The following is a 12,121-nucleotide window of genomic DNA, read 5'->3' as shown; positions in this document are numbered from 1 at the left end:
CTCCATATGATTAGGAGAATGTTAAAAAGAGATTTCTCTCAAAATAAAATGATAATTACCATTCTATTTATGTTTATCATGTTATCAAGTCTTTTAATCGCAAGTGCTTCAAGTAACGTTATAAATCTATTGAACTCAACGGATCAATTGTTTAAAGTATCAAACGCACCGCACTTCGTACAAATGCATGCCGGAGAAATAAACCAAAAGTCAATTGATTCATTTGTAGCGCAAACTCCTTTTGTAAAAAAACAACAAACAGCAGAGATGGTTCAAATAGGCGGATCTAACATTTTTATAAAGAAGAAAAATCAAGCGGAACATAATAGTGTAATGGACATTAGCTTCGTTAAGCAAAATAGTAATTTTGACTTTTTATTAGATTTAAATAATGAATTGATCAATGTTAGGAAAGGGGAAATAGGTGTACCAATTTATTATATGCAAAAATATAATTTGCGTATTGGAGATAAAATTTGGGTTGTTAAAAATAATAATGAGCTAGAATTTACTATTTCGGCATTTGTTCGTGATGTTCAAATGAACCCATCACTTGTTAGTTCAAAACGATTTGTAATAAGCGATGAAGACTTCGAAAGAATAAAGGGGAATTTTGGAGAAAGTGAATATCTTATTGAATTCCAGCTAACAGATTTAAATAAAATAAATGAATTTGAAACTTTATACCAGTCATCAAACTTACCTCAAAAAGGTCCCTCTATTACGTATTCACTCTTTAAAACACTCAATTCATTAACAGATGGAATAATAGCTGCAGTACTTATCATAATAAGTGCATTATTAATGCTAATCGCGATTTTATGTATTAGATTTACGATTATGACTTCAATGGAAGAAGATTATCGGGAAATTGGTGTTATGAAAGCTATCGGCATTCAAAGTAAAGATATTCAAAAACTATATGTAACAAAATATGTTGTTATTTCCGCTATCGGATGTATATGTGGATATATCCTTTCGTTATTTGTTACAAAAATATTTACCTCTAACATCGCACTTTATATGGGGACAGCTAATAAAAGTATTTTATATTATGTTGTGCCATTGATAGTCACAACATTGTTATTTCTAGCCGTTATCCTTTTTTGCCGCATCATTTTGCGGAATTTCAGGAGAATTACAGCAATAGACGCTTTACGATCAAGAGATAAACTAGGAAAAAGAAAGATTAGAAGATTTTTTTCGCTCTATCAAACTAAAATTACAAATGTAAATATATTTATTGGTATACAAGATGTAGTGAAACGATTTAAGTTATATCGAGTATTAAGTATCGTTTTAATTATTGCAGTGTTCATGATTGTTGTACCAGTTAACTTTTTGTACACGATTCAGTCACCGCAATTTGTTAATTATATGGGAACAGGAAAGAGTGATATACGAATAGATTTACAGCAATCTGAAAATATAGAAAAACGGTTTAATGACGTTATATCGTATGTCGGCAACGATGAAGAGGTAGAAAAATATGCAGCATTTGTAACGAGTACATTTAAAATGGTGAAAGCTGATGGTACACATGAAAACTTAAATGTAGAAGTGGGAGATTTCGCCCAATTTCCAATAGAATATGTTAAAGGTATGGCACCAAAAAATGAAAATGAGATCGCTCTCTCTTATATGAACGCAAATGAATTAAAAAAGAATATAGGGGATGAAATCGTTTTATTTGTAGAGGGAAAAGAGAAAACGCTAACTATTAGTGGTATATATCAAGATGTAACGAATGGAGGAAAAACAGCTAAAGCGAGTTTTTCTTATAATAAAGAAAATATATTATGGTACGTAGTAAATGTAGATATGAAACCCAAAGTGAATCTACAAGAAAAAGTGAAGGAGTATAAACAAAATTTTAATTCTGCAAAAATAACAGATACGGATAATTATTTATCTCAAACTTTAGGAGAGACAATTAAACAATTAAGACTCGTGACACAAGTGGCAATTTTGATTGCTATATTGATATCGGTTTTAATAACTGCGATGTTTTTTAAAATGTTATTGGTAAAAGATTCTTCGCAAATATTAATTATGAAAAGTATCGGCTTTTCCTACAAAGATATTCGTATACAATATGTTACTCGTTCTATTTCTATAGTATTAGTAGGTATTTTAACAGGGACATTTATAGCTGCTACGTTTGGAGAAACACTAATAAGCTGGTTAGGTTCATTTATGGGAGCAGCTCACATAAAGTTTGTTGTTAATCCGATCATTTCTTATGTAATATGTCCAGCTATTTTATTTATATCTGTGACCGTAGCAACACTTTTCAGTAGCTTTACAGTGAAACAAACAAATGATTTAAAGCTAAATGGGGAGTAGGAGGTGTGTAATTTGAAAAAAATTTTAGAAGTAAAACAATTAAATAAAAAATACGCAATGGATGGAAATAAAACTTACCATATGTTAAAAAATATAAATTTAGAGATTTATGAGGGAGAGTTTATATCGGTCATGGGACCTTCTGGTTCAGGGAAATCGACGTTACTATATAATATTAGCGGAATGGATCAAATGTCATCAGGAAGTGTGAAAGTTGATAGTAAAGAAATAACATGTATGAAAGAAGAGGTGTTAGCAAAATTACGACTCAGCGAAATGGGATTTATTTTTCAACAGAGCAATCTTCTTAGAAATTTGAATCTTTTTGATAATATAGTTTTGCCTGCGTATTTAGCAAAATTTGAGAGCAGGAAAATAATAAATAAACGTGCACTTGAATTGATGAAAAAAATGGGAATTAGTCAAATTGCAACTAATAATATAACTGAAGCATCAGGAGGAGAATTACAAAGGGTATCTATTTGTAGAGCACTCATAAATAAACCTAATATTATTTTTGCTGACGAACCAACGGGTGCTTTGAATTTAAAAGCGACAGAAGAGGTAATGGATATTTTAGCAAATATAAACCGTATGGGAACTACAATTTTGCTAGTTACTCATGACGTAAAGGTAGCAGCTAAAACAGAAAGAGTTCTTTTTATGGTGGACGGAGAAATTGTTAGCGAAATACAGATGGGTAAGTATAGAAACGATGATTTGAAGGTGCGAGAAGAGCAGTTGTTAAAATGGTTAACTGTACTTGGATTTTAAAGAGATAATATTTTTGACTCCTATTGAATATAGGAGTTTTTTCTTTGTTTGAAAGTTTAAAAAGAGATATAATAATTTTCTGACTATTGATTATGGAGGGGTATAAATGAAAAGTGAAACGTTACACACTCAAGAAGATATATTAAAAATGCTTGATTCAATATTAAGACCTGCAGAACCGTTTTGGAATGAATTTTATGCGGATAGAGAAAAAGATGTTCCGTTTTTTGAAAATGTTCCAGATGAGAACCTAGTTTCGTATATACAAAAAGAATGGGTTTCCAAAGGGAAAGTGTTGGAGCTTGGATGTGGTCCAGGAAGAAATGCAATTTATTTAGCGACTGAAGGATTTGATGTTACAGCAGTGGATTTATCTATAGAGGGCATTAATTGGGCGAAAGAGAGGACGTTGGCAAAAGGAATAAAAATTCACTTTATTTGTGATTCGATTTTTAATTTAGAGGGTCAAAATGAATTTGATTTTGTATACGATTCGGGCTGTTTGCATCACATTCCACCGCATAGAAGAATAAATTATGTGGATTTAATTAAAAACTCATTGAAATCTGGTGGTTATTTCGGATTAACATGTTTTGCAGCTGGCGATTTAGATGAGCGAAACGGATCAGAAATAACAGATTGGGACGTATATAGAGGATGGAGTCTACAAGGTGGTCTTGCATATTCTGAAGAAAAATTAAGAGAGATATTTAAAGAATTTGAAGTAATTGAAATTAGAAAAATGAAGCAAATTGAACAACCAAATAATATGTTTGGAGAATCATTTCTTTGGACAGCATTATTTAAGAAGAAATAAAACATAGATAATTGACAAACTCATCGTTTTTATAGACAATACACTTATAAGAATATACGTTCGGTTTTATTGTCCGATGTATGTTTTGCATAAATACATAACAAGGGGATGTCTCTAAATGGGTAACACAAATCAAAAAATCACTACGTTTTTAATGTTTGAGGGCAAAGCTGAGGAAGCGATGAATTTTTACACATCGCTATTTAATCAATCAGAAATTGTAAGTATCTCTCGTTATGATGAGAATGGACCAGGTAAAGAGGGAACTGTAATTCATGCAACTTTTACGCTAAATGGACAAGAGTTCATGTGTATTGATAGTTATGTAAAGCATGATTTTACATTCACTCCAGCTATGTCTCTTTATGTAACTTGTGATACGGAAGAGGAAATCGAAACAGTTTTTAATAAATTAGCACAAGATGGAAAAGTTCTTATGCCTTTAGGTTCATATCCGTTTAGTAAAAAGTTTGGCTGGTTAAATGATAAGTATGGTGTATCTTGGCAGTTAACTCTTGCTGGAGATGAATAATTAAAATAATATGGTGATATTAATGTTATAAAAAATAAAAGGGATGATACAAGATAAATATGTATCATCCCTTTTATTTTTTGTTTTACAACCGTCATCGGTTGTATTTATAACGACTTTAGGGGTGCTTTTTAAGTTTTTTATATAATATAAAACTGCTAATTTAATTTTTCAGCTTATCTAGTAATTGAATTCATTAACTGGAAGAAGTATTCAGGCTTATAAGTCTTATTTAGGTTATACCATGAATGTAACGTATCTGGTGCAAATACATCAATTTTTTTCAGTACTTCCATTGCAAATTCCAGAGGAGCTACTCCTGATGCAGTAATCAAATTTTCATCACATACCGCAGGTTCCATTTTATAAAGTTTTTCTCCTTTATAATTAGGACAAACCATTTTAATATACTCTAAGTCATTGCTTGTATGCTTTCTAGAATCTAGGTATCCGAAATTAGCTAGTCCCTCAGTTGCACCACAAATGGCAGCAACAATCGTACCAAGTTTTAACGCTTCACCAATTTTTTTCAAGATAGGGTGATGAATGCTTTCTCCCCAAGTAGTCCCTCCGGGTAAAACTAAAAGATCGTTACTCTCAAGAGTACATTCATCCAGGGAAATATCTGGCTTTATGTTCAGTCCTCCCATCGTAGTAATAATTTCATTATTAGCTCCTACTGTAACTACCTTTAAAGGGGCTAACTCTTTTTTGAAATATCTTCCTGAGTTTAGTTCTGCAATTAAATGTCCATATTCCCAGTCTGACATCGTATTAAATACATAAAGATAAACTTTTTTTGTTTGCATACAATAACACTCCAATCACAATTGAGTTTTTCAAAAAAATATTAATAAATAAATTTTACAATATTTATCATTTGAATTTAACCTATTTCCTTAAGAATTCTTTAAAAAATAATTTGGATACTTTATTTGAAGGTATGGTTTACGAATTAAACAACCTTCAAAAAATATAATAGTTGAAATTTGTTGGTTTTAGAATGAAGAAATTAGGCTCAATATACCAACTTAATTATTCATAATTGAGTTGTGGTATAATTTACATACAGGGGGAAAGTAGATGACACAACATAAAGAAGAGCAAATGAATGAGGCATTAGCATTATTTTACTTTGCATATAAAACTTTTACAGAAAAACCAGATGAAATAATAAAAGAGTATAGTATACAGCGTGTACATCATAGAATTCTGTTTTTTATCGCTCGTTTTCCAGGGCTTAGTGTAAATGAACTGCTATCACTTTTAGAAATAAGTAAACAAGCTCTTCACGGACCGTTGCGCCAACTGTTAGATAAAGGACTTATTGAGAGTAATGAAGCTGCACATGATCGTCGTGTGAAACAGCTGTCTTTAACAGAAGAAGGAACAGACTTAGAGAAAAAACTGAGCGATGTTCAAAGAGAACAAATGGGAGCTATTTTCTCACAGTTTGGCGAATCATGTGAAGAAAATTGGCATCAAGTTATGAATGAAATGGCAAATAGCCGTTCAGGATTTGATGCATGGACGTCTAAGCGTGAAATACCAGTAGAATAAAAGATAGAAACAGTATCTTGTTTTGTAGTTTGAAAAATCATAAATTTTTATCTGTATATTTGGCAACTATGGATAAAAAATTCACATTGCCAAAAACTTTATATGTGTACGTATTGAAATTTTAAAATTCATATTTCCGAGAGGGGAATTATAATGATAAAACTTGTACTCATTCGTCACGGACAAAGTTTGTGGAATCTTGAAAATCGATTTACAGGATGGACAGATGTGGATTTATCAAAGAATGGATTAAGTGAAGCGAGAGAAGCAGGAACAATATTAAAAAAGAATGGATATACATTTGATGTTGCGTATACCTCGGTACTAAAACGAGCAATTCGTACATTATGGATTGTACTGCATGAAATGGATCTCACTTGGGTCCCTATACATAACTCATGGAAGTTGAATGAACGCCATTATGGTGCACTACAAGGATTGAATAAAGACGAAACTGCAAAAAAATATGGAGATGAACAAGTTCATATTTGGAGAAGAAGTATAGATGTGAGACCGCCTGCACTTACTAAAGATGATCCTCGATATGAGGCGAACAATCCAAGATATAAAACGTTAAAAAAAGATGAATTCCCATTGACTGAATGTTTAGAGGATACGGAGAAAAGAGTAGTTGATTATTGGCATTCAGAAATTGCACCGTCATTAAAAAGTGGTGAGAAAGTAATTATTTCATCGCACGGTAATACAATTCGTTCGCTAGTGAAATACTTAGACAACCTTTCAAGTGATGGTGTGGTTTCATTAAATATTCCAACTAGCATTCCGCTTGTTTATGAGTTAGATGAAAAATTACGTCCGATTCGTCATTATTACTTAAGTATGGATGGAGAAGTACCTAAAGGGGAAATTCCGAAACATATTTCTTTTTAAGATGAAAATTTGAAACGCATGCTTGTCTACATATACAATGTAGATTCATGATAAAGTGAAACTTTAATCAGTGGAGGGTGTTCATCCCGCACTGATTATTAGCCTTCACCAATCGGGCTTTTATGGGCAGTTGATCCCTCACCTAACGTCTTTGCTTTCGCTGAATTTTGAGGTGGGGGGGTTACTGCCCGTTAATGCGGGATAAAAGACGTGGCCTGCTTCTAATGTATATGCGATGTTGCTAGCTTTAGAAGGTTGTCCACGTCTTTTGTCATAAAGAGAGCTGTTTGTACATGTAATGGTATCGTGAGTAGTTTTGGAATGGAGGGTGATGTGATTGACGATCTCTAACATTCAAATTGGCTTATTTATTTTAGCAATCGTCTTTATTGTTCTTGTTTTCTTTTATTGGAGAAATGAAGAGTTGTACGAGGAGAAGAAACAACGAATTCGAAAAACGTGGTACGGTTTGTTCATAACATCAGTCACAGTTTATTTCACGATAAAAGGAATAGATTTAACCCTCTGGAAAAATCTTTTAATGTTTGCTGCGATGGTAATTTTCGTTGATATTGCATTCATTTTGACACCAAATATTTCAGAAATATGGGGCGCAAAATTCAGCGATATTGGAAAGACGGTCCAATCAATTAAAAGGTCATTAATTGCTTCAAAAGCAAGAGGAGAAATATATACGACAATTATTCAAAATGTGAATCCAACAGCCTTTGGGACAATGGAATGGCATACGGAAGAGGAATATACAAAAAGCTTAAACACATTTTTAGATTCATATGGGGAAAAGATTGGTGCGAAAATTGTTGTATTTGAAGCGGTGAAGGAATTAAATACAAACTTTCGTGGTATCCGCTCTCAATTTAGTATTATTGTTCCATTAGAACACATCGAGCAATTGAATGAGCAGAAAGCGGTGCAAGTAGAAAATGTCGGAATTATACCAGCAAAAATAGTTAGTGATGTTTTCATTGTTATTGATGGGAAGAAAAATAACCTTCAAGATCGAGATTTTGAAAATGTATATAATTTAACAATTCATCATAGTTATTTTAGTAAATAAGGACAGAATCTTTTTCTGTCCTTTTCACCTATACATAAAGGGAGAACAAATTCAGACAAGCTTGTATAAAATTGGACAATCATTCCTACACTAGCACGTAGAGGTGATTGTAGTGATAAAAGATTATGACAATGATTTTTTTAAAGAAGATAATGAAGATACAACAGATTTCTCTTTAATAAAAGGAGATACTTTGCAGCAAGTAGAAGAGTTAGAAGAAGAATTAAAAAGAAAATGATACGTGTACACTCTGTCTGCATTTGCTATATAATATAAATAAAAGGTTGTATCTTTTTGAAAAGGGGGAGAAGAGATGGCAGAAGTAAATGCTCAAAAATCTTCGTTTTTTAAAACTAAAAAAGAAGAATCAAATACAGATTTCTCTCTTGTGAAAGGTGCATTAACAGAAAATATAAATCGTTTAGAAAAACTTATGGATAGTAATAGTTCGAAATATGCTCGAGTGAAAAAAATAAAGGAAAATGCATAAGAGCATTTTCCTTTATTTTTTATTTTGCATTAAACTTTTCTTTTACTTTTAAAGGTAAATCCGCTTTTTGAATTTCTTCATAGGATTTTACTTCAATCGATGATATTTCATTTTTATCTTTATTTTCTTGGTCTACATAAATGCACAAAAAATTCCTTTTCATTTAATTTTTGATCGTTTGATTGTTTTTTACTTCTAAATGTAATTTGTTTTCTTACTCCATCTTCATCATATGCCGGCAATGTGTAGTTCCGTTAGTTTCTACCTTCTATCTTTTCAATAAACCCTTCACCTTTTATCTGTATGTAATATACATCCTTACCGATTCTATTTAGAGAAGCTCTTTCGGATAGTTAAGTTGCAAAATAATAAACTTAGTGTAATAACAGGTGAAAATTTTTCATTTTCATTATCTCCTTTAAATTATGTATTTAAAGTATACGGTTATTTTTTAAATAGAAAAATCGATTTTGATTACAGCACTCTTACAATCTTGTAAGAGTATAGCTTATTTACACTAAATTAAAAAATATGAGGATGGAATGAATAGGTTATAATGAATTTTTGAAATCTTAAAATAAAAGTAAAATAATGAATCATGGTATAATAATAAAGGACGTACATATTATTTTGTCAATTGGAGAGGAGCTTAAAAATGTATACTACTTTAGAACAATTAACAAAGCACCCTGTATTTTATCATTTTGCAGAAATTTCAAAGATTCCTAGAGGATCAGGTAATGAAAAAGAAATTAGTGATTACTTAGTGAGTTTCGCAAAGGAACGTAATTTAGAAGTTATTCAAGACGAAGCGTTAAATGTCATTATAAAAAAAGAAGCTACTTCTGGTTATGAGAATGTTCCAGCTATTATCATTCAGGGGCACTCTGATATGGTGTGTGAAAAAAACCAAGCGACAGTTCATGATTTTGAGAAAGATCCAATTGAATTAAGAATTATTGGAGATATGTTATATGCAAACGAAACTACTTTAGGTGCTGATAATGGTATTGCCGTTACATATGCATTAGCATTATTGGATTCAACAGACATCCCGCATCCAGCTTTAGAAGTTGTTATTACAACTGAAGAAGAAACGACAATGGGCGGTGCATTCGCTGTTGATTCAAATCATTTTGACGGAAAAATATTTATTAATATTGATTCTGAAGAAGATCATAAATTACTAGTGAGTAGCGCAGGTGGTACGAAAGCAGTTGAAACGATTTCAGTGATTTGGGATGAAGCGTCAGTAGATATGGACACATACCGACTATATGTTGGGGGACTTAAAGGTGGACATTCTGGTTTGGAAATTGATAAACAACGCGGTAATGCGAATAAAGTATTAGGACGAGTTTTACGTGATTTATCACTTCACATTCAGTTTAATATGAGTGAAGTTCATGGCGGCTTAAAAACAAATGCAATTCCGCGTGAAAGTGTAGCTACAATTTTATTACGTGCAGAAGATGTACAGCAAGTAGAAGAAAAACTAAAATCATGGACACGTATGTTACAAGAAGAGCTACGTGCTGTTGATCCGGATGTTCATGTTTCACTTACAAAAGTAGAAGAAAAGGCGGAAAAAGTCTTTTCTAAAGAAACACAAAAACAGCTTATTTCTTCATTATTCTTAATTCCAAATGGTATACAAAGTATGAGCATGGATATTAAAGGTCTTGTAGAAAGCTCAACTAATTTAGGAGTTATTCAAACACTGCAAGATGAGATTAAATTACGAAGCGAAGTGAGAAGTTCTGTAAGTAGTTTAAAACAACATATTGTAGATGAAATTAAGTATATTGCGGAATTAGTAGGGGCAACATTTGAAAAAGAGTCTGAATATCCAGAGTGGCCATATAATCCTAATTCGCCTATCCGTAATTTATTCGAAAAAGTGCACCAAGAAAAATACAGCAAAGATGCTGAAATCTTCGCAGTACATGCAGGAATTGAGTGCAGTGTATTTGTTCAAAAAATGCCTGAGTTAGATGCTATTTCATTCGGTCCAGATATCTTTAATGTTCACACTCCAGATGAACATATTAGTATTTCTTCTGTTGTGAATAACTGGGGATTTTTCGTTGATGTAATGCAGAGAACGAAAGAATTAGCTAAGTAATAAAAGACGGAATAAAAAGCAGCCTATAAATTATCACCTTAATTTAAAATTTATAGGTTGCTTTTTTGTATAGAATTTTATGTGAAGCAAAATAATGGCCAAGAAATTTACCTATTGTTGATTTAAAATAAAGTTTGATAAAAAGATCTATTTTGCAGAGTATCTCTTTCTTCAACAATCGGGCCATTTAATTGAATAAGACTACACAAAAAGTCGCTTTCCCTTACCTAAGGAAAGCGACTTTTTAGATTGGTTTTCCCCTTATTATCAAGCTTTTTACTTTAAGTTCCTTTGACTAATAAGGTTTACTTCAGTAAAATAAGGTATATTATATTTGTTGAATAGATTCTCTTTAAAGACAAGAAAAGTAGGTGAATAAAGTGGGGAAATATCAATTGGATTACAAAGGTCAGGCAGCTGTGGCAAAGTTTCATGAAAAACAGACGCCTGCCAAATTTGATAAAAAGCAGCAACTTGAAAAATTGCGTGCGGAGTATTTGAAAAAGAAGCAAAAACAAACAGATAAATAATACGTTATGTTTTTCTTTATGTAATGCAAACAAACACAAGAAAATAGGTAAGTTATTCATCGTTCAAATATATACAGGCTATTTTTTCAAACCTCTTACTTAATGAACTAAAAAGTCGATTCCTTGAGATGGAAATCGGCTTTTTTAATAAGTGACATTTCCTTAGCGTTGTAAATCCGCATTTTCCTGACGCTACCCCAAGAAGTAATTGAGGATAATGTATCTACCACAGTCGGGCGCTTTAATTGAGTAAGGTTCACAAAAATCATCAAACTTTTTTATAAAAGGATGATTCAATTGAATATAGAAAAAGCGTGTTTTGATCAATCTTTTTTTCAAAACACGCTTTTTCTATTCGCTCTTTTATCAAGGTTTATTAAGTTAAGTTAATCAAACTTTATTCAAAAGCTACACCTATGTAAAAGTGCTGCTGTAATATTATATCCTCTTGATAAGGAGAAAGTATTACTACACAAGTGTCATGTGAATTTCATGTACCGTAATTTAAATAAAAAAATAAAGAGTTTTAAAAAAATATAAAATGGTTTTCTTGTCCGCATTCTCGGATTTATTATAACTTGGTTAATTTGACTTGTGTAATTATATTTGGTATGAGTCTAGCAAATGGTGCAAATATAGTAATTTTTGAAAAGAGACCGACAGACCCTGTCAAGTAGATAATAAGAAAACGGCTAAGCTACCAGTGTGTTTCGATATTTAATCGGGGCGCACTGGTTTTATTTTTTTGTAAATGTGGAACAAATGTATTACTTAGATTGTCTATTAAGTGTAATCCTAAAAAATATGAAAGTACGGATCATTTTGAAAAATACAAGGGTATTAAAAATAGGGATGTGTGTGGGAATACTAAGTGTCAGTGCGCCTAAAAGGGTGTGATGAGATGGTCTATATGAAAGCGATCCTAATGTCTTATATGTATATAGAATTTGATAACACTGTCTATTTTTTGGAGGATTA

At 31.9% G+C, this 12,121-nt stretch carries 12 protein-coding genes and 1 pseudogene; 11 read left to right on the top strand and 2 right to left on the bottom strand.

Features of this window, described 5'->3' with window-relative positions; genetic code table 11:
- Positions 1-6: 6 nt before the first annotated feature.
- The 4 genes from SB773_RS09060 (at position 7) to SB773_RS09045 (ending at position 4,469) form a co-directional block, all read left to right on the top strand.
- The gene (locus SB773_RS09060; RefSeq protein ID WP_410589611.1) at positions 7-2,346 is read left to right on the top strand and encodes an ABC transporter permease; all 2,340 of its coding nucleotides are present in this window, start codon (positions 7-9) and stop codon (positions 2,344-2,346) included.
- Positions 2,347-2,358: 12 nt separating this feature from the next.
- Positions 2,359-3,120 carry an ABC transporter ATP-binding protein gene (locus tag SB773_RS09055; protein WP_016120207.1) on the top strand — a complete coding sequence of 254 codons (762 nt, stop codon included), beginning with the start codon at positions 2,359-2,361 and terminating at the stop codon, positions 3,118-3,120.
- Between the two features lie 106 nt (positions 3,121-3,226).
- The gene (locus SB773_RS09050; RefSeq protein WP_044439620.1) at positions 3,227-3,937 is read left to right on the top strand and encodes a class I SAM-dependent methyltransferase; all 711 of its coding nucleotides are present in this window, start codon (positions 3,227-3,229) and stop codon (positions 3,935-3,937) included.
- A gap of 118 nt (positions 3,938-4,055) precedes the next feature.
- Positions 4,056-4,469, top strand: coding sequence for a VOC family protein (locus SB773_RS09045; RefSeq protein WP_002012925.1), 414 nt, complete (start codon positions 4,056-4,058; stop codon positions 4,467-4,469).
- A 176-nt stretch (positions 4,470-4,645) separates the two neighbouring features.
- Here SB773_RS09045 and SB773_RS09040 read toward each other — a convergent pair whose 3' ends face one another.
- The gene (locus SB773_RS09040) at positions 4,646-5,278 is read right to left on the bottom strand and encodes a type 1 glutamine amidotransferase family protein (RefSeq protein ID WP_410589608.1); all 633 of its coding nucleotides are present in this window, start codon (positions 5,276-5,278) and stop codon (positions 4,646-4,648) included.
- Positions 5,279-5,552: 274 nt separating this feature from the next.
- On the opposite strand from SB773_RS09040, the gene SB773_RS09035 reads away from it, so the two are divergent.
- The 5 genes from SB773_RS09035 (at position 5,553) to spoIISB (ending at position 8,488) form a co-directional block, all read left to right on the top strand.
- A complete protein-coding gene (locus SB773_RS09035) occupies positions 5,553-6,029 on the top strand; it encodes a MarR family winged helix-turn-helix transcriptional regulator (RefSeq protein WP_002017049.1) in 477 nt (158 codons plus the stop codon).
- A gap of 153 nt (positions 6,030-6,182) precedes the next feature.
- Positions 6,183-6,920: a 2,3-diphosphoglycerate-dependent phosphoglycerate mutase gene (gene gpmA / locus SB773_RS09030; RefSeq protein WP_410589606.1), complete on the top strand. Its 738-nt coding sequence runs from the start codon at positions 6,183-6,185 to the stop codon at positions 6,918-6,920.
- Between the two features lie 337 nt (positions 6,921-7,257).
- On the top strand, positions 7,258-7,998 hold the full coding sequence (locus SB773_RS09025; RefSeq protein WP_410589604.1) for a type II toxin-antitoxin system SpoIISA family toxin: 741 nt from the start codon (positions 7,258-7,260) through the stop codon (positions 7,996-7,998).
- A gap of 112 nt (positions 7,999-8,110) precedes the next feature.
- Positions 8,111-8,236, top strand: a complete 126-nt coding sequence (locus SB773_RS09020; RefSeq protein WP_000588712.1) for a hypothetical protein — start codon at positions 8,111-8,113, stop codon at positions 8,234-8,236.
- A gap of 75 nt (positions 8,237-8,311) precedes the next feature.
- Positions 8,312-8,488, top strand: coding sequence for a stage II sporulation protein SB (gene spoIISB / locus SB773_RS09015; protein ID WP_002017052.1), 177 nt, complete (start codon positions 8,312-8,314; stop codon positions 8,486-8,488).
- Positions 8,489-8,507: 19 nt separating this feature from the next.
- Here spoIISB and SB773_RS09010 read toward each other — a convergent pair.
- Positions 8,508-8,872: pseudogene (locus SB773_RS09010) on the bottom strand (DUF1093 domain-containing protein).
- Positions 8,873-9,143: 271 nt separating this feature from the next.
- Here SB773_RS09010 and SB773_RS09005 point away from each other — a divergent pair.
- Positions 9,144-10,613 carry an aminoacyl-histidine dipeptidase gene (locus tag SB773_RS09005; protein WP_410589602.1) on the top strand — a complete coding sequence of 490 codons (1,470 nt, stop codon included), beginning with the start codon at positions 9,144-9,146 and terminating at the stop codon, positions 10,611-10,613.
- A 380-nt stretch (positions 10,614-10,993) separates the two neighbouring features.
- Positions 10,994-11,143, top strand: coding sequence for a hypothetical protein (locus SB773_RS09000; protein ID WP_002069316.1), 150 nt, complete (start codon positions 10,994-10,996; stop codon positions 11,141-11,143).
- Positions 11,144-12,121 lie beyond the last annotated feature (978 nt).

The sequence above is a fragment of the Bacillus sp. SIMBA_074 genome (genome assembly GCF_046534555.1).
In the GTDB taxonomy this organism is placed as follows: domain Bacteria; phylum Bacillota; class Bacilli; order Bacillales; family Bacillaceae_G; genus Bacillus_A; species Bacillus_A mycoides.
This window is presented reverse-complemented; position numbering and strand designations above follow the sequence as displayed.

Bases quoted from the DNA above. Each gene is read 5' to 3' on its own strand.
- SB773_RS09035 (WP_002017049.1), top strand. From the start codon at position 5,553: ATGACACAACATAAAGAAGAGCAAATGAATGAGGCATTAGCATTATTT.
- SB773_RS09050 (WP_044439620.1), top strand. From the start codon at position 3,227: ATGAAAAGTGAAACGTTACACACTCAAGAAGATATATTAAAAATGCTT.
- SB773_RS09040 (WP_410589608.1), bottom strand. From the start codon at position 5,278: ATGCAAACAAAAAAAGTTTATCTTTATGTATTTAATACGATGTCAGAC.
- SB773_RS09060 (WP_410589611.1), top strand. From the start codon at position 7: ATGATTAGGAGAATGTTAAAAAGAGATTTCTCTCAAAATAAAATGATA.
- spoIISB (WP_002017052.1), top strand. From the start codon at position 8,312: ATGGCAGAAGTAAATGCTCAAAAATCTTCGTTTTTTAAAACTAAAAAA.
- SB773_RS09045 (WP_002012925.1), top strand. From the start codon at position 4,056: ATGGGTAACACAAATCAAAAAATCACTACGTTTTTAATGTTTGAGGGC.
- gpmA (WP_410589606.1), top strand. From the start codon at position 6,183: ATGATAAAACTTGTACTCATTCGTCACGGACAAAGTTTGTGGAATCTT.
- SB773_RS09005 (WP_410589602.1), top strand. From the start codon at position 9,144: ATGTATACTACTTTAGAACAATTAACAAAGCACCCTGTATTTTATCAT.